This window comes from Paenibacillus agricola (assembly GCF_011440305.1).
GTDB classification, from domain to species: domain Bacteria; phylum Bacillota; class Bacilli; order Paenibacillales; family NBRC-103111; genus Paenibacillus_S; species Paenibacillus_S agricola.
On sequence record NZ_JAAOIW010000003.1, the window covers coordinates 448425 to 467259 of the forward strand.

At 43.9% G+C, this 18835-nt stretch carries 16 protein-coding genes; 5 read left to right on the forward strand and 11 right to left on the reverse strand.

The genetic code is table 11. The features are described from left to right. Positions 1–15: 15 nt before the first annotated feature. The 4 genes from G9U52_RS10000 to G9U52_RS10015 form a co-directional block, all read right to left on the reverse strand. The gene (locus G9U52_RS10000; RefSeq protein ID WP_166148898.1) at positions 16–1518 is read right to left on the reverse strand and encodes an extracellular solute-binding protein; all 1503 of its coding nucleotides are present in this window, start codon (positions 1516–1518) and stop codon (positions 16–18) included. Between the two features lie 56 nt (positions 1519–1574). Next, a complete protein-coding gene (locus tag G9U52_RS10005) occupies positions 1575–2453 on the reverse strand; it encodes a carbohydrate ABC transporter permease (RefSeq protein ID WP_166148900.1) in 879 nt (292 codons plus the stop codon). 35 nt (positions 2454–2488) lie between these two features. Beyond that, positions 2489–3463 (reverse strand): ABC transporter permease, encoded by a 975-nt coding sequence (locus G9U52_RS10010; protein ID WP_375790243.1) that lies wholly within the window; start codon positions 3461–3463, stop codon positions 2489–2491. Positions 3464–3796: 333 nt separating this feature from the next. Beyond that, positions 3797–3991, reverse strand: coding sequence for a helix-turn-helix domain-containing protein (locus tag G9U52_RS10015; protein WP_166148902.1), 195 nt, complete (start codon positions 3989–3991; stop codon positions 3797–3799). A 300-nt stretch (positions 3992–4291) separates the two neighbouring features. Between G9U52_RS10015 and G9U52_RS39220 the strand changes: the two genes are divergently transcribed. Continuing rightward, positions 4292–5182, forward strand: coding sequence for a hypothetical protein (locus G9U52_RS39220; protein WP_207952878.1), 891 nt, complete (start codon positions 4292–4294; stop codon positions 5180–5182). 90 nt (positions 5183–5272) lie between these two features. On the opposite strand, the gene G9U52_RS10025 is transcribed toward G9U52_RS39220, so the two are convergent. Then, the gene (locus tag G9U52_RS10025) at positions 5273–5494 is read right to left on the reverse strand and encodes a hypothetical protein (RefSeq protein WP_166148904.1); all 222 of its coding nucleotides are present in this window, start codon (positions 5492–5494) and stop codon (positions 5273–5275) included. A 473-nt stretch (positions 5495–5967) separates the two neighbouring features. Here G9U52_RS10025 and G9U52_RS10030 point away from each other — a divergent pair, with 473 nt between their 5' ends. Next, positions 5968–6156, forward strand: a complete 189-nt coding sequence (locus G9U52_RS10030) for an aspartyl-phosphate phosphatase Spo0E family protein (protein ID WP_166148906.1) — start codon at positions 5968–5970, stop codon at positions 6154–6156. Positions 6157–6316: 160 nt separating this feature from the next. Here G9U52_RS10030 and G9U52_RS10035 read toward each other — a convergent pair whose 3' ends face one another. The 4 genes from G9U52_RS10035 to G9U52_RS10050 all read right to left on the reverse strand — a co-directional run bounded on the left by G9U52_RS10035 (position 6317) and on the right by G9U52_RS10050 (position 13235). Beyond that, complete coding sequence (locus G9U52_RS10035) at positions 6317–7516, reverse strand: site-specific integrase (protein ID WP_166148908.1); 1200 nt, start codon at positions 7514–7516, stop codon at positions 6317–6319. A gap of 462 nt (positions 7517–7978) precedes the next feature. Then, positions 7979–9364, reverse strand: coding sequence for a polysaccharide lyase 11 (locus G9U52_RS10040; RefSeq protein ID WP_166148909.1), 1386 nt, complete (start codon positions 9362–9364; stop codon positions 7979–7981). Positions 9365–9388: 24 nt separating this feature from the next. Continuing rightward, complete coding sequence (locus G9U52_RS10045) at positions 9389–10921, reverse strand: extracellular solute-binding protein (protein WP_166148911.1); 1533 nt, start codon at positions 10919–10921, stop codon at positions 9389–9391. A 166-nt stretch (positions 10922–11087) separates the two neighbouring features. Further along, entirely contained in the window at positions 11088–13235 is a 2148-nt protein-coding gene (locus tag G9U52_RS10050) for an AraC family transcriptional regulator (protein ID WP_166148913.1), read from the reverse strand. Positions 13236–13460: 225 nt separating this feature from the next. On the opposite strand from G9U52_RS10050, the gene G9U52_RS10055 reads away from it, so the two are divergent. The 3 genes from G9U52_RS10055 to G9U52_RS10065 all read left to right on the forward strand — a co-directional run bounded on the left by G9U52_RS10055 (position 13461) and on the right by G9U52_RS10065 (position 16822). Beyond that, complete coding sequence (locus G9U52_RS10055) at positions 13461–14375, forward strand: ABC transporter permease (RefSeq protein ID WP_243767245.1); 915 nt, start codon at positions 13461–13463, stop codon at positions 14373–14375. Between the two features lie 145 nt (positions 14376–14520). After that, positions 14521–15384, forward strand: coding sequence for a carbohydrate ABC transporter permease (locus G9U52_RS10060; protein WP_207952879.1), 864 nt, complete (start codon positions 14521–14523; stop codon positions 15382–15384). A 55-nt stretch (positions 15385–15439) separates the two neighbouring features. Then, positions 15440–16822: a rhamnogalacturonan lyase family protein gene (locus tag G9U52_RS10065; RefSeq protein ID WP_166148917.1), complete on the forward strand. Its 1383-nt coding sequence runs from the start codon at positions 15440–15442 to the stop codon at positions 16820–16822. A gap of 140 nt (positions 16823–16962) precedes the next feature. Here the strand turns inward: G9U52_RS10065 and G9U52_RS10070 are convergent, their stop codons facing one another. Beyond that, on the reverse strand, positions 16963–18273 hold the full coding sequence (locus tag G9U52_RS10070) for a hypothetical protein (RefSeq protein WP_166148920.1): 1311 nt from the start codon (positions 18271–18273) through the stop codon (positions 16963–16965). Beyond that, complete coding sequence (locus G9U52_RS10075) at positions 18260–18820, reverse strand: RNA polymerase sigma factor (RefSeq protein WP_166148922.1); 561 nt, start codon at positions 18818–18820, stop codon at positions 18260–18262. The genes G9U52_RS10070 and G9U52_RS10075 overlap by 14 nt, the downstream gene beginning before the upstream one ends. Between the last annotated feature and the right edge of the window lie 15 nt (positions 18821–18835).

Sequence of the window (18835 nt, forward strand, 5' to 3'; positions counted from 1 at the left end):
ACCTCTTCTCAGCTTTTATTTCTTCTCCTTAGCATATTCTACGGCATACTCATCAAGAATCTTTTGGCCACCGCTTTTTAGCCACTTATCCACTTCCTGTTTAAACACTGCTTCATCCAACTCACCCAGAATAAATTTGATCTTGGCATCATCGATAATTTTCGTTAACTGCGCACCTTTTTCCGTCATGGTTTGCGAGATTAATGCGATGGCCGGGTTTGGCACGGCAATGCTTTCCATATCAGCATAAGTTTCGTTCACTTTTGTATCCAGTGTAGAGTTGCCCGTTAGATCGGCGTTCTCTTTATCGAGTCTGAGAAACTTGAGCGGCTCTACCTCTTTATTATACAGAACCTCATCGATACTTACCTTCTTACCGTTATCAACCTTGTAATGAACACCTTCAATTCCCCATTTCAGCAAAGTAACCACTTCCGGGGTCTGCATCTTTTCGAAGAAAGCAAGTATGTCTTTAAGCTGCGCTTCCGTTTTCACGCTTGTTTTTGAAAACATGTATCTGGCGTTATAACCAAGAGCAGCGAGCACGCGTTCTCCCTTCGGGCCTGCGATCCGATAAGCGATGTCAATTTCCGCCTTTGGCGTATGGGTTCTAATATCCAACTGGCGTTCCGCCGAGTTAAAATTGGCCTCGAAATACATACCCGCTATGCCCTTCCTGATCAAATCAACCTTTTGAGCCGTTTGAGTCAACACAAAATCCGTGTTCATGACTTTATCGTCATACATGCGCTTGAAAAACCTTAAAGCATCCACATATTCTTTGGTCATAAAATCAGCGGTAAACTTGCCGCTTGGATCTACACTGAACTTGTTTGGCGCTCCATGCCAGGCAAGGACAATATTTAATCCTGCAAGTGAAGTATCCGTGGCAAACCCAATCGTATCGTTTTTACCGTTTTTGTCGGGATCATTCTGTTGAAATGCCTTTGCCAGCTGGTAGACGTCTTCAATCGTCTTAGGCTCCTTTAATCCAAGGTTATTCAACCAATCCTTGCGGTAAATAACCGTGTCAACACCAACCGGCTGAGAGCGTGGAATCCCGTAATCCTTCCCGTCGATTTTCAAATTATGGTAAGCCAGCTTATTAATTTGGCTTAACAAAGGGTAATCCTTCAGGAAGGGCCCGATTTCCCAAAACATGCCGGCTCTCGTGCTGCTGACTATGGTTGCATTCATTGGCTGGCTGGCGAACATCGCCATCGGCATATCGCCTGAAGTGACAGACACGTTCAGTTTCTCCGTATAAGCAGAGCTCGGAATCCATGTAATATCAAGCTCTGTATTCGTTAGCTCTTGCAGCTTCTTAAATGCGGCTACATCGGGTTTAGGCGGCTCGGCTGCATAATAGATGACCATTAAGCTAATTTTGGTTGGGCCTTTCTTGGCCCCCTCCGCAGGTGCAGTGCTGGTTGGGCTCGAACAGCCAGTAATTACAATGACGACCAGCATAAACACACAAAATAATTTGAATAAATGGCTTGATTTATTTCGTTGCATACTTTTTCATCCTCCATAACTGAATTGTGTATAAATAATGCCACCCTTTGGGACGGTCATCCTTTTACCGATCCTAACATAACGCCTTTGGCAAAATGCTTTTGCAAAAAGGGATACACACATAAAATTGGAACCGTGGCGACTACAATTACTGCCGTTTTGACAGTATCCGGAAGCGTATACATCACATTGCTCGTAGCAACAGAATCCCCTATGCCTCCTTGAGAGAGAAGCACGATCTGTCGAAGCAGCACCTGGATGGGCCATTTGGACGAATCGTTAATGTATAAAATGGCTTGAAAAAAGGAATTCCAATGAGATACCGCATAAAATAAGGAAAATGTTGTTAGCGCTGGAAGCGATAACGGAATCACGATCCGAAATAAAATGCCATAATCATGGCAGCCATCTATTTTAGCCGATTCCTCCAGCCCTTCAGGCAATTGCTGAAAAAAATTTTTCAGAACAATCAAGTTAAATGCGCTGATTGCGGTAGGAATGATTAGAGACCAGTAAGAATTCAACAAACCCAACCACTTGACAATCAGGAATGTCGGAACAATTCCCCCTCCAAAGAGCATGGTGAAGGTCACCAGAAACAGGATCGAGCTGCGCCAGGGAAGATCTCTTCGTGCAAGCGGATAGGCCATAAGCGCAGTCAATAAAATATTGACAAACGTGCCAACCAGGGTAATGAAGATAGTGTTGGTCAAACTAATGAACACAGTATCGGTGGAAAATATATATCTAAAGGCGTCCAGTGAAAAATCAACCGGGAATAGAACAAACTTGCGGTCAATGATGGAGGTTTCATCCGAGAAAGAAACGGCTAACACATGTATGAACGGGATAACTGTAATCAGGGAAATGATAACTAGCAGCGTTTGGTTCATATAATTAAAGAGCTTACTGCTCCAGTTTTGTCCTTCTATCATTGCGGCGACCTCCTTTCAAAATGCAGCTGTGAAGGCTAATAAATGCCTTCTTCCCCAAATTTTTTGGCAGCATAGTTGGCACCCATTACCAGAATTAAAGCAATCAACGATTTGAACAAGCCGACAGCGGTGCTGTAACTGAACTGCCCTTGAACAATGCCATACGTATAAACGTAAGTATCGAAAACCTCAGCCACTTCCCGGTTCATCGCATTCATCATCAGAAAGATTTGCTCAAAGCCGGAGTCCATAAAATTCCCGAGCCTAAGAATAAGCAGAATCACAATGGTACTGCGTATACAAGGTAGGGTGATATTCCACAATTGTCGTATCCGCCCAGCCCCATCCATCTTCGCCGCTTCATAGAGCTGAGGATCTACTCCAGCAAGAGCAGCTAGAAAGATAATCGTACCCCAACCGGTTTCGCGCCAGATGACCTCCAATATAATTAAAGTTCTAAACCAATTGGAATTTGCCAGGAAATTAATTTTGTCACCGCCCATCGTTACAATCAGCTCGTTAATAATTCCTGCCTCAGGAGTTAATAAAATGTAAACGATTCCAGAAATAACGACCCAGGACATGAAATGAGGGATATAGATCAGACTCTGTACCCAACGCTTGAGAACCTGGTTTTTCAACTCATTCAACATCAATGCGATAATAATCGGCAGAGGGAAGAAAAAAAACAAGTTATATAAAGCAAGCAGAATCGTATTTCGAAACAACATAAAGAAATCGGGATCGTTGAAGAAATTAATGAAGTGCTTGAGTCCGACCCATTGACTACCCGCAACCCCAAGGAATGATATATAATCCTGAAAGGCAATCACCATACCCCACATCGGCAAGTATTTAAATAAAAGGAAATAGACCAATCCTGGCAGGATCATGGTGTAAAGCCAAAAATACTTCTTGATGGTTGGGAGCCTTCTTCTGGATACATGCTTTTGCTTTCCGAGATAAACGGTCGTAGCTTGCTCAGGTAAATTGGCGGTCTCGTTCTTCAATATAGTTCCTCCTCTCTAAGGAATAGTTAATGGATAGCTGACTTGTATATCATAGTAAAAAAGGAAAATTATCGTCAATAATCATTAGATAACCAACCCGGGATGGCCGCTCTAAAAGCTACTCCTACCTCCTAAACCAGTCAAACTCATGGAAAATTTCGACTTGCTAGAGGATTGCACCAGCCTTCCAAGAAAGTTGATTGATCTTCCTCACCCAGCCATAGTAGCAGTATATGATTGTTTGTAACCATCTTCATCCTCTGTGGCGCAGCACTGATTTTGCGATGAATCAATATGGCAAATACAGAAGCAAATAAAAAAACAGGAGCACTATTAATGCTCCTGCCCTTGTCCTTTGTACCATGTATAAAATGAGTCCTTGGGAACCTTAATTCTTCGCCCTACCCTTAAGACATGAAAAGCTCCGGAATTCACCAGCTTGTAAGCTTGATTTATCCCACAACCGAGAATTTTTTTTATATCTGCAACTTCAAGGGTATCCTTTTTGTACTCATCGTCTATGTTCATTTATCATCACCTCATTACACTTGTATTCTTGATTCATCATGTCCTATACTTCTACAATGAATAAAACTCCATTTTCTGTAAAAAACAATCTGTAATATTCCAGTATCATAGACCTATCATTCGACAAGGAAACTATAGGAAACCATCCTTTCTTTGAAAGTATTATACATTTCATACCCCCTCTCTCAAAAAAAAATAAATAAATTAGTTCTGTATACCTATACTAATATTTTTGGTATAGTATATACGATTCAAAGAAATAATTACCAACAGAGTAAATTTATGAGGAGGCAGTACAGTATGTGGGCTTTTATTGGAGTTATGAGTTTTCTTGCATCAATTGGTTGTTTTATAGGGGCAATTATTGCGGTTTTCCAAAAAAAGGGCTTGCACAAAAAATATTTCTTATTATCCGGTGCAACATTTGTTCTATTTTGTGTGGCAATGATAGCTTCTCCTACTCCTAGTACGCCTGCGACAACTACGGCAGGAGAAACTTCAACAGTTGTTACTGCATCCCTGCCGGCTCTAAATAAAGAGGAGGCAGAAGCTAAAAAGAAAGTTGATGCGGCGGAGCAAGCGAAAAAAGAAGAAGAAAAAAAAGCAAAAGCCGAAGCCGATGCAAAAACGAAAGCCGAAGCTGAGGCAAAAGCAAAGGCTGAGGCTGAGGCAAAAGCAATAGCAAAGGCTGAGGCTGACGCTAAAGCTAAAGCTGAAGCTGATACTAAAGTAACAGCGAATGCTATGAAAATAATAACCCCTAAAATTGCTACTGGACAAAAAATGGATGACCTAACTTATAATTTTATCGTTCAAAACCACAAATGGTTTCCAGCTAATACCGATGAGGACAAACAGGCTGCACGAGCTGAGGTAGACTCTAGCATTAATACTAAACTTCTATTCAAAAATGCAGCTCCGTATTTGAATAAAATGGCAAAAATAACAGGTCATGTCGTTCAAGTGACAGAGGAAAATACAGCTATTGGAATCCTTGCTACTGTACACATTGTAGATGCTAATCAAAACTCAATTGTTGGCATACTTATGGGCTCAACTGGCGATTTATTAGATGGCGATCAAGCAACAATTGTGGGTGTTCCTGTCTCTGCCTACTCATTCAATAATGTAGGTGGAGGAACTACCAATGCCATCTTTATGGCACTATCTGAAGTAAAAAAGGGTAAGTAAAAAATAATGCTATAAAACACAGCAAAGCCTCTTTTCTTCGGAATTGAGGCTTTGCTGTGTTTTATAGATTCATAGCACAGCAAATATCCACTACAGCTCGCCTTCACTAAGTTTCCACTGGGTAAGACGGTATATTTGTTGCGAAGGTGGCCAAGTTGCTTCAATTTCAAGATACCTCGCTCCACTGATCAGGAAGCTATGAGAAGGTTGTCTTTGTCTCGCGCCTGAATGGGCATTTACCATAGACAAGCTCCAATTCTTGATAAGTTCCAGCTTAGGTTCAACATTCGTTTTCCACTTGCTTTTTGCCATGAACACCACCTCACACACGTTTAATTTTCTTGTATATACCTATACTAGTTAATACTTTATTGATTGGAGTGATCGCAATGGAAACTATAAAGCGTGTACCTTTGCTTTACTATTCAGCTCAGTTCTTTAAATATTCAGGTATCTGTGCATTCCTCGTAGCCACCCATTTACCCATCGCCGTATTCCACCTAACTCGGTATGCACTTGGTTTCTGGAAGTGCGACAATTGCAGCAAGACTTATTGGGCTAATCACAAACATTCTATTGTTGAGAAAGGTTTCTATTATGAAGGGAAGCACTGCAAACAATGCGAGTGATTTACCACCTCGTTTTGTTAAATGGCAAAAGAACCAAAGATACACTGTTCACACATTGTTCATAATACTAACGACATCTTATTACAATATTTGCAGGTTTCCTGTTTTATAATGCTATTTGTCATTATAAAAACATACGAACGGAGATCAAGTCGGATGGAATCATTTCTCTTACATAATATTGAAACTTTACGTCAACAAATGATCCAAGAAGCAGAAACTCAAGGCCAGCTTACCCATGAAAAGGTAATTATGATAAGTAAAAAATTGGATAAATATATTGTTAATTGTCAGATATTCAAACAGCGGGTTGAAAATAAGGTCAAAAGAAAAAGCACCGGCTAGGGTACTTTCGTTTACGGGTTGACTTATTTTTTGGGTCTTTTTCTTTTCCCAATGGTATTTACAAATCTACTCTTTTTAATTGGAAGTAACTTATCATCAAATTCCATGATCTCAACTCCCTCAAGAGTTCCACTTAAATTATAAACTCTCCCGAATATATTCACTGCAACAAAGCAGGCTCCTCATAATCAAACCCGACCGATTTATCCATGATCAGTGCCGCGTTCTCCTGTGCAGTTGGCAGCAGATGAGAATACACATCCAGCGTTGTAGTAACGGTTGAATGACCAAGCCGCTTGGAGACAACCCTAATATCCGTACCATCATTAAGCATGATGCTGGCACTCTGATGACGCAGATCATGAAAGGTTATATCTGGTTCACCCTCAGGCTTATACTTCTCACATAACCGGTTCCACGCATGCAGCACCTTAGAAGCCTTAGCTGGTGTTCCCAGGCTCGTGCAAACTACCAAATTGTTGTCCTTGTAACCATCACCGAGAAAGTCTTTCTCCAGTTCGACGCGTTCTTTCAATTCTTTTAATATCTTAACCGTCATAGGTGAAATACTAATAGTGCGTCTGCTGCTAGCGGTTTTAAGGGGTGAATATCCTGATTTGTCCTTTTTTAAGCTTCTTCTAATGTTGATAATACTTCTATCAAAATCGATGTCACTCCATTGGAGTCCTAAAATTTCACCTTGCCGCATACCAGTCATAACAGCCAGGAAAATAGCTACCCAATAGCGAGTTTCCCCTTTGGATTTCTCCAGCAGGATCCGGATCGACTCATTATTCCAAATCTCCCGTTCATGCTTTTCAACTTTTGGCTTATCCTGCTTCGGAATTTTGGAGGCTGCGTTTTTGGATATCATATCCATGGAGACGGCCGAGTTCAACGATGCGTTCACTGTTGAGTATATACGCTTGACCATCTCGTCAGACAAATTTTTCTCACGTAAGGATTTAATGAATTTTTGAATGTCTAAAGGCGATAGCTTGGAAAGAGGGATTTTACCAATAAATGGATCTATATGCGTCTTCCAATAGGATTGATACATCTCTCTTGTCGAATCCGCAATGTTGTCACGTGCCTCAAGCCACTCCGTGAAATACTTTCCGTACGCTACTTTAGATGGATCTATATAATCACCTTTGAATAACTGTGTTTCTAATTCGGCACGTGCCTTCTTTGCTTCTCCACGGGTTCGGAATCCACGTCTTGTGACTCTTTTCCCATCAACCATGACTTGGAACCAATAAGGCTTTCCGTTCTTCACGTTTTCATTCGTATTTATCTTGTCCTTGGCTGCGATCTTCTTCGGCTTTGCGACTTCGTTTATCTCATCTTTACTCGCCATGCATCACGCCACCTTTCCAAATACATTGAAATGATGCCATTATAACATTTTGCATCAAATTTGCATCAAAAATATTATCTTCCTCTAAAAATCCTATATTTAAAGGGTTTATTACCATAGGTCGCTGCCCTTCAAAGTGTCACCCCTCCTTGCTCGGGTTTTTGTATCATTACAAGGTGTAGGGATACAGTCAAAGTTAGTTTATGAAGGGGATCAATTAATGGTGCAGTGACGCGGAAAAATGGGCTTACTGCGCAGGTAAACAAAGCATCCTTTGATTTTCAAATATTCCAGCTCATTGCGCCCTGTCAGTTGATAATGCCAAGCATAGGAAATAGGAAATATTAAGAAAATAAGGGCTATATAAAATTAGCGTTAGTTATTCAAACAAAAGCGACCCTTATACCCGCTAAGGTATGGATCGCTTTTGTCATCATTTTGCGCTATGCAGCTTTTGCTTCATTAAATCCCGGTAATGATATAAAGATTATAACCAACTCCATAGGCCCGTTGGCAGGCCTTGTAATAAGGATGGCTGTAACGCTTTAATGCCTCTGCGTTATCCTCGGCGTTGCGGTCAGCCCAGATTTGCACCGTTCCGTCAGGGCGGAATGATAAGAGCTGCTCGCCCGGCAGGTCGAGGAATTTATTTGCCATCGCGACGGTGCCGCCTACGCTTCCAAAGGTGTTGCCATGGCGGTCAAAGATCTCGCCATCGCCACCGGGCATGCCACGAACGAGCTCATGATAGCCGTCACCGTTGAGATCAACCGGAATCGTCCGGTAGATGCTGTAAGGTAGCGCATACGGCTTGCCGGTTTCGGCATCATAGGTGAATTCGTCCATGCTTTGGTGGAAGCGTCCGTCTGGGCCGCAGCTCTTGGCACCAATACGGATCGCCATCGTCACATGGCTGCGATCGTCCTGGAGCCTGGCCGCCCAGCCGATATCCATATGGCCGGCTTCGACATCGCCCCAGCGACGGATGCCCTGGGCATCGAACATAACGACGCGCGGGGTGGCCTCGGGGTCACTCTCGCGTACCGTGAAGAGCGACCATTTGCCCGTTGCTTGGTTGAACAACGGCTGGACTACATCGGAATGGCCGCTATACACATCCCGGTCAGCGCAGAATAGCTCTTCGCCTGTATCCAGCGAGATCGCCCGTTCGCCCCACATCAGCTCGTCAATGCCATCGTCATTCAAATCGATGACTGGCGAAACGTGGCTTCCCCGTGCACCCGGGTCATCCTTCTTAATCTCCACTTGCCAGCGCAAAGTCATATCCGGGTTCCAGCCCTGTAAGTGCATCGACCAATAAGTGCCTTGGCACGTAACTAGCACAGGCTCTCCATGAACATAGCCACCAACAATAAAGTTACGGAAGGTGCAGCTAAGAGGCTCTTCTTTGCCTCCGTCATTGTTCCATTCCCATTGTCCGGTTGTGGCTCCGGTTCGCGAATCCAACCGCTCTAGCCGGTATTCCTTCACACATAATGGATGAGTTGGGTTTAAATTATTAACGAAATAAATTTCGTCTACACCATCTCCGTCCAAGTCAAAAGCGTAAACAGGGCAAAACCAGATTCCAGGCACAACGGTGCGCCCTAGCTCCTTTTTCCATATCACTTCGCCCTGCTCTGTAAATACGGACAATTTCAATGTATCCGTAGGATAATAAAACATATTGACGGAAGGATCCACATCGAAATCCGCTCCATAAGCTGCCAAAAAGGCACGTGTATTGCCGCCAATTTTAACCGGAACGGAGCGGAGCTGCCCCAATTTCTGACCGACAGATAGCTCTACGACCGTTTCCATTCTAATCTGCTTAGCTAATGTACTCATGATATATCCCTCCCTTATTTCTCCTTATTTCACTACTGCTTTGCCTTCTTTATTGTACCAATCTGTCCAGTACTGGATCGCTTTATCGCCACCGGCAGATCTCCAGCGGGCCACATACTCATCCCAAGTTTTATCGACATCTGCATTACCCAGAACGGCTTTGGTTGTGTACTCATCAACAATTTTCTTCAGGTTAAATCCAGCCAGATCTGGATAATACGGCAATGCAGCCCGCAATGTATCCAGCTTGCCGATTTTATTAGCCATCGTCAGGTTGTCTACAGCTTGTGGAGGATACACAACACCAATATATTTCTTGATGTCATCATTCAATTGGCCTGTACGAACTAGCGAGAACGCCCAGTGAATAGGGGCAAGCTGTTTAGCTGCTTCGATTTTCCCGTTAGTTTCCTTGTAATTGACATCAGGAATCCCAATCATCGAGAATTTCATGCCTTCAGGCGATACAGCCCAATCGAGGAATTTCATCAGCCTATCAATATTTTTGGTGCTTTTCGGTATGGCGATATAATGACGGTTTAAGCTCGGATAGGTGAATACCGAGGGCTTTCCATCTTTTTGAGCAGGAAGCTCAATGGCCATATATTTATCCATCACATCCTTGGGAATTTCCAAGCCAGATGGATAATGCCAGAATCCAGAAATGACGCCATAACGAAGTGTTTTAAACTTTTGTTGGAAAATGGCAGATGTGATCGTTGGAAACTCGGGGTCCAATATTTTTTCAGCTACCAGCTTGTTTAAATATTTCAAATATTCCTTGTACTCATTGGTAATTTCCGGCGGTGTTACTTTGCCATCCTTAATGGAATAGGCCTCCGCATTAAAGCCTGCCTTAAAAATTCGTGCGCCTGCATCAACCGTACTGTTGGTTAGTAAACCGAATGTATCGTTTTTGCCATTACCATCCGGGTCCTTCTCTGCAAACGCCTTCATAACCGTGTAAAACTCATCAATCGTTTTGGGCGGCTGTAAATTCAGCTTGGTTAACCATTCTTTATTCACATATACAACTTGGCTCAGACCATCGGGACGATTGTACGGGAATGCCCAAACCTTGCCCTTATCCGTTACGGGTAGCCAAGAGCTATCCGGCATATATTTTTTAATATTTGGATACTTGGCAGTATCATTAATATAAGGGGAAAGATCCGCCAGCAAATCATCATTAGCATATTTCAGGATTAAATCCTTGTCCCCATCACTAAGGGCCAAAGCATCTGGATAGTTACCTGACGCCATGAGTACATTAATCTTCTCCACATAACCCGCTGTACCTGGGGAATTGATTTGAATTTCGACACCGGTTTTTTCCTTCAAATATTTAATGTATTCATTGTCCGTAAGCGACATGCCTTGAGGATCTACGTTGTAGTCGAATGCCACTTTAAAGGTGACAGGACCCGTCTCCTCTTTCTTCGTTTCTGCAGCAGGTGTCGCAGCGGGGGTTCCGCCACCACTACAACCGGCAACGACCATAAGAGATAATGACAAGCTGGCAGCAACTGCTCTCTTGCTCCTTAATAGATGTTTCATGAAACAACCTCCCTTTTCCTTCTTCATGTGTACCTCTGCTTCTGCTCGCCAACACCAGCAACGGATTTCAGAAGTATAAGGCTATTGTTGATTGTAGCGGAGAAAATGGCAATGAACATTATTCTATGTCATGTAAAAAAACAGGGAATCCACGATGTTTATTTTTTTATACATGATGGTTTTCGTTGATTTTATTGCGGTATTCGCTTGGCGTGAAGAAATGGATCTTTTTAAAATTACGGATAAAGGAGTGCACCGTATCATACCCACAAGCTTCTGAGATCTTGTTGATCGCCATGCTTTTATCTTCTAAAAGTAAAGTCGCCTTCTTAATCCTCAGGTGGTTTAAATAATCGACAAAGCCGTAGCCCAGTTCATTTTTAATTAAAGAGCTGACATAAGAGGCGTTAATGCCAAGTGCATCCGATATGGTAGTTAACGAAATCGGTTTATCAAAATTATGATCGATGTACTCACGGATGAGCTGGAAGGTTTTATTATTGCCTGTTTTTCGCTCATGAATATAATCGGAGACCGCTTTAGCTACATAAATCACATACTGCTTCTTATCGTCAGCAAACTCGGTGCTATACAGCTTCATAAATATATCCTCTTTAACAATATTGGAGATATCATAACGCAGCTCCAATGCCAGCTTAACTAACCCGAACAGCACATTGGACAAAACCGCATTCAGAAACTCAAAAGAGAAGGTGCCCCCGTTTAGTACCTCACCCATGATCACATTCAGCTTTTGCTCGAACCGCACTAATTCCGCTTCCTTAATAAAGCCGTTTAATTCATTCATATCGATAGAAGGAAATACGGTCTGGTTCAGGTGCTTGGTCGGAATTTCCTTATACGGAATAACGCTATGCCTTCCATAGATGGCCTTATAGCCAACTGCAGCTATCGCTTCAAAATATCCCGTATGCACATTACCAAGCGCATGTGGATAATTGCTGATGCCAGCACAAACGGTTAAATTGCAGGTATTTTTTATTTCCTGCTGCAAGTATTTAATTGTACCCATTACATGTTGGGCAAACTGTTCTTCCTTGCCATCATCAGGGATCGAAACCAGGATCGCGATTTTCTCCAGCTCAGCCTTAACCGTATAGGCGGCATATTTGGTCATAAACGTCCATTTGATCGCGCTATAAATCGTTTTATCCATAAAGAAACGTTCATCCTGTTTCATGGAAAGCAAATATTCATAATAATCATCAATTTGGTAAACGATTACCATATACCGGTCGGTGGGAAACTGGAGATTCATCTCTTGGGCTTTGCCCCATATATCCTGTGCCTTAAGCTTGCCTGTTAATATATTCAAGATGAAATTATGCCTGAGATCCTCCAGGTTTTTGTCAAAGCGGGTTTGATATTGCACAATCGGCCTGAAGTAATGCTTTCTCATATAGATGTAAATACATATAGCCGCCGCTGTCATCGTCACAAACATCATCATAATGACATTCCACCGTTGCTTCGATCCCGCCGTGTTTTCAATCTGTGGAGCAAAGGAAACTATTTTCCACTCACCCGGTGTTCTAGCAGAAGCGAACACATCATTATTGTCAATCGTTTCCGGTTCATGAGCGGTCACGGCAAGTTGTGATAGCTGGTCAATAAATGGCTGCTGCATAGGTTCGAATAAATGGATACGGGAGGAAAGGATATTATTTTTCTTCCCCATTAATAACAGGTTATGCATCGCCGGGAAATCAACAAATAGCCTTTGTTCATCTACATTAATAGCAATCCAACCCAAGTCCCGAATATTACCGACAAAGGTGAGAATGGTTTTATGATTGCCATAGCCCGCCTTTTCCGCTCTAGCCTCGACCCATTGGTTGCCGCCAGCCTCTGCCCTTCGCTCGAACAAGTCCCGGTCTGGAAACTGCTCCAAACGTGTAAATTCATGGTTAGTTGATAACACCGTGTTATTCGATTTGTTATACAAATAGATCGACACGATCAAGGGGTTGCTGTTGATCACTTTAATGAAGTTTTGCTGGATTTCACCTAACATATACATATTTGAAACGTTAGATTCCTTTTGCTGCATCCAATAAAATAAATTCGAATCCAAGGAAGCTTGCAGGTACATCGAGTTGATTTGGTCCTCCAGAACGAATAAAACCGTAGAAAGCTTCTCATGCGTTTTTCTTAAAGACTCCACAAATTGCTCAGACTCGTCCACCTGCACCTTTACCAAATAAACGAAGTAAGCAAAGGAATAAATCAGGACAGCTACAAGAAAACAGATAAGAATAGTTTGACGGTATGCACACCATTTCTTTTTTAACATGTCCCATTCCCTTTCCATAATAGGCTAATAAGCTGTTCAAGAAAACGTATTCATTTCATATTGAATTATAGCATCATTAGGTCAGCGTCCAATACCTAAATTTTTGGATATAAAAATATACACAGCACATTCCATAGATATGTACATGATTAAAGATAATAGCCATATCCGCCTACAGTTCTCCTCTCTATAATAAAAATCAAAACGGAAAGAGGGGCGATACTTTTGAAAGCAATCAGTAGCTCAGCGAGGACATTGCTAAAATACAAATACTTATATCTGATTATGCTTCCAGGCCTGCTATGGTATTTCATCTTTAAATATTTGCCTATGTATGGCGTCATTATCGCTTTTAAGAATTACAATTTTTCTAAAGGCATTTGGGGCAGCCCGTGGGTTGGTCTTAAGCATTTTGAATTTTTGTTCCGCAATAACGATTTTTTTGTTATCGTCAAAAACACCTTATTAATTAATGTGTATGAGCTGTTATTCGCTTTTCCGATCCCTATTTTATTAGCAGTTCTGCTCAATGAAATGAAAAACATGATGTTTAAGCGTACGATTCAAACAGTCGTCTATTTCCCCCATTTCTTGTCATGGGTAGTGTTCGGCGGAATCATTATCCAGTTGCTTGCTCCCAATGAAGGGTTTGTTAATAATATTTTGCGATACTTTGGTATGGAGCCTGTGTTCTTCATGACCAAGTCGGAATATTTCCGGCCTATTGTCATTCTCTCCTCCATCCTGAAGGAATCCGGCTGGGGCGCTATTATTTACTTGGCCGCATTAAGCGGGATTGACCAAGACCAATACGAAGCCGCTACGATCGATGGCGCTAACCGCTGGCAAAAGCTGCTGTATGTGACGATTCCCGGCATCAGCAACACCGTGATCTTGATGCTTATTTTGAAAATAGGTTATTTGCTGGATGTAGGCTTCGAGCAAATTTACATTTTATATAACCCATCCATCTATGATGTGGGTGATGTATTAAGCACCTATATTTATCGAATTGGCCTGCAAGGCGCGCAATTCAGCGTTACCGCAGCTATTGGCTTATTCCAATCCGCGATCGGGTTTTTCCTGATTTGGGGCACGAACCGGCTTGCCCGCAGATATAGCGATGTATCGTTATGGTAGGCTCAAGAACATATGGATACAAGCGGAATGGTCAAGGTATTCTGGAGAAGCATTAAACTACAGCAATCGGAAGAATGCCTTGGCCATGCAGCACGCCTTATCCATAGGATATTGCCTAAACAATTTTAACTAAGGAGTGGACCTATTGAGAATTAGCCTGCAGCCCAACTTTTTTATAGGCGCCCTATTAACGTTATTCGCCTTATTCACCTTCCTGCCCTTCTATTATGTCATCCTAGCATCCGTCAGTGACCCTAAATTAATTACAGAAGGCGAGCTGATGCTCTATCCGAAAGGCTTTAATCTAAGCGCTTACGCGATGATTCTGGAGAACCAAAAATTTCTCCATTCCTTTATGGTCACGATTACACGAACAACACTCGGTTTGGCTATTAACCTGATCCTGCAGCTTACGCTTGCCTATGGCTTGTCGCGCTCCTATTTGCCGGGTCGTAAATTTTTCATGCTGTATATTATTTTAACAATGATGTTTAACGGCGGGATCGTGCCCACCTTCTTGATCGTCAAAGCCACAGGGCTGATGGATACGATCTGGGCGCTGGTCATTCCAGCGGCAATCAGCACATGGAATGTGATCCTCTTGCGCAGCTTTTTCGAAAATGTGCCTGATAGCTTAGAGGAATCAGCGCGAATTGACGGAGCCAACGATTTATATATCTTTTGGAAAATCTATCTGCCCTTATCATTGCCGGCCATTATGACCATCGGGCTTTTCATCGCCGTACATCATTGGAACGCGTTTATGGATGCTGTTATTTATACGAATTCCGAGAGTCTCCAGGTGATGCAGCTATTCCTGAGAGATATGGTCATCCATATGGAAATGTCCGCTCTTATGGGGGATATGTCATCCGTGAAAAACGATGTCTCTTCCCTCTCGCTGCGTACCGCGTCAATCTTCCTTGCTTCGCTGCCTATCATCTTGGCTTATCCGTTCATCCAGCGTTTCTTCATTAAAGGTGTCATGATCGGGGCAGTTAAGGGTTAAAGACTTTGCAAAAATTCGAGCCCCATCGGGGTATCATGTCTAGGAGGAAACAAATATGAGTAATGTTCAGCCAGCTATGGATTTAAAACCGGTATTGGAGCTTTCATTAGGCTGCGAGGTCGGGATGCTCAGAGCATTTCCTGTAAAAATCAAGGGCTACAGCGGTACTTTTGCCTTGGTGTACAGTGCAGATTTCGATATCGACCCTTTTAGCGAAATGTTCTTTTTTCCAACGGACACATTGAAGCTGGCGGTGTATACGGCAGAAGGCGAGCTCCTATGGAAGCGGGATTTGGGAGCTGGCGCTATTCCCGGCATCTGGTTCTGCCCGTTTTATGTGTTTGATCTTGACCAAGACGGAACGGATGAAATCTGGTTCGTCCATAACTTGAATTTGGAGCATCAGCTAAGCGTGCGCAATAGCGCCTTGGAGCGCGTTGATGGCCGCACTGGCGAAACGTTGGGGCAATATCCTTGGGAATACCGCGACCAAGAGCAGCGAATGTCCCCGTTATACCGCAACTTTATCGCCGGTGGCTATGTGCAGGGCGAGCCTGTACTCGTAACCGCGCAGGGCACTTACGGCAATATGTATTTGCAGGGCTGGAGCCAGGATATGTCGCCACGCTGGGAAACCGTGATTGGCAAAAACGATCCCGGTGCCCGAGGCAGCCACACATGCCCCGTTATCGATTTCAACCAGGATGGTACGGATGAAATCTTTTGGGGTGAACGCTGCATTGAGCTGGACCAAGGCAAGGAGCTTTTCTGCGCGGACCGCGATGTTTATAAAGGGCATTCCGATGTTATCCAGCCGATCCTAGATAAGGACTCCGGTGAGTTGAGCGTGTTTACTGTGCGGGAAAGCGACCATGCAGCGAGCCCGCGAGTCGTTATGTTCGACACGGCAGGCGAGCGCAAGTGGGGCGACGTCGATGCCGGGCATATGGATATGGGCTGGGCTGCGCGGCTGAACGATGACCGCAGCCATGTCGTGATGGCGATCCGTATCGGCGCCAAAACCTGCGGACCTGATGGGCGCTTCCATCAGGATATGAACGAATTCACTTACGATGCTGCAAGCGGAGAAGCGCTCCAGCTTCCTTACAGCATCTACCGTACGGTTCCCGTTGACTTAAACGGCGACGGCTTTCACGAGCTTGTCCGTGGCATACCAGGCGGCGATGGCGAGGTTTTCGACCGCAAGGGCAACACGCTTGGTAGCGTAGGCGGCACCGTAGCCATGGCATCGAAGTTTCTCGACCTGCCGGGCGAGCAGCTTTTGATGTTCTACCCGGATGGTAGCATCAAAGTCTGGGCAGATGCAAATGCTGTAGACAGCGAAGAAGCCAAAGCGAGATATGCGCATCCTTTTTATGCGAGCGCCCAACGATTAACAGGTGTTGGCTATAATCTCAACTTGATGTGCGGCTTGTAATTGTAACCAAGCCTGCTTACAAGGTCATCGGTGTTATGAGCTCCACACACAACATGTAATCCTAATGATGACGCCCCAGCTAGGCGTACTGTAGAAAAAGGATGCAGCCATATGGGCAGCATCCTTTTCTAATGGGACAATCACTCGCCTAGAAGCAGCCGTCCCTTTTGTTTCCACTGCTCAATATACGGCTCTTGGGTGGCCCATTGAATCATAACAACGGATTCATTGGGAGCCAACTGCAGTGACAGCAGCGGTTCAGCGATAAGCTTATCCTGGAATGGATAAACCTTAATATCCGTGTCCGACACCACACCCACCAGCTCGCGATTTGGTGATGAGAAAGCATCGATCGCATTAGGGCGAAGCTTCCTGATATCATCCCAGTCAGCAGCAAGCTGGTCATAAGCAACCACAGCTTCCGGCAGCGCCAGCGGCATATCCTCAAGCTGGAAACGGTAGGCGCCCTTCTCGGGCTGCACATTGTAAGAAGCCATTTGGGCGACCCATTTTCCCTGTCTGCGGCTAATGGTCCAGCTCTCGCCATTCTCGTCTGCCTGCTCCAACACTCCGGCTGCGGTATGAAAGCCCGGATCCTGGGGAGCTTTTAATGGTTTAGCCTTTAATGTAGGGTTGATCGAGTCACCATATAGCTTTCTTAACGATAAATGCGGATCGCGTGTGGGCATCAGGCTGTCTGCCTTAGGCAATTTCGTCAAAGCAGGTAAATCGTCCAGCTCTTTGACCCAGACGTATTCCGATTGATTCGCCTCTCCTTGGTCTCGCTGCCGGATCGTCTGTGACAAAGCTAAGTACCGATTGCCTGCGAACAGCAGCTTTTCGGCATTTTTTAGCGGCTTGGCAGGTGGAGCTTCCTCCTGTTGAAGTTGAAGCGCTCCTTCGGCGCCTCTCCCAGTAGCCACAGCAGCGTGCAGTGTCCGTGATTCCTCGTTCACACTCGTCTGGCTCTGGGTAATAATTTTAATAAATTCCGATTTGTAAGGCATCAAAATCCCTTCACCATCGGCAATAGACCGAAACTCCCCTTTTTCAGCAGCCAGCAGCAAGGTACGGTAGGTGCTATAGGGGGAGCTATTGCTTATTGCAGGATGATCCTCCCGCAGACCGATAAGCACCGCGGAGCGAATAGGCATTGATTGCAGCGTCACAGTAGCGAGTGGCTCTGCCTGCTCATATGAAGCTTGCTTGTCCAGATACGGTTGGCTTGCCACCATTCCGTTCAGCTGCTGCCAATTGACCGTGATCAGGACGGTAACGGCAATTAGAGCCGTACTTATCCCGCTAAACCATAGCATCCACTTGGAGTTGGATTTATCTTTCCCCTCCCCAACTCGTTGCTCAATACGTTTTTTCAGTTGGTCGGAGAACCCATGTTGAATGAGCGGACCGCTTACCATGCCTTTTTTCAACTCGTCATCAATCGGATCCATGGCTCTGATTCTCCTCTAATTTCGCCAGTTTTCTGCGTGCATGAAACAATCTTGATTTCACCGTTCCTTCATTAACTCCTAATACTTGTGCGATCTCTTTCATGGAAAGCTGGTAGTGGGCATACAAGATAAGCACTTCTCGGTATTTGGTAGGAAGCCCCAAAACCTTTTGCCATATCTCACTCGTCGCCAATTTATCAATAACACTTTGTTCCGTGGATTGTTGCTCTCCCGAGGTGCTAATGAAGCCCATCAATGTAACCTTTCGGTAAAAAGCAGAGCGTCGATAATCCAAGGTCATATTGCGAGTAATCGTTAATATCCAGGTCTTGACCGAGGCTTCGTTACGAAATGTATATAAATTGCGGTAAACCTTGATAAACACTTCCTGTGAAATATCATCCGCTTGATCCCATTTGCGAGTCATACTGTAGGCATAATTCCATACATCTTTGCCGTATGCAGTCATCAATTCTTCCAAAATCGTTTTTTTATCAGAGCTTTCAGATAAATATTTTAAATATTCAAAATCTAACTTGGAATCCACACTGCCACCTCAATT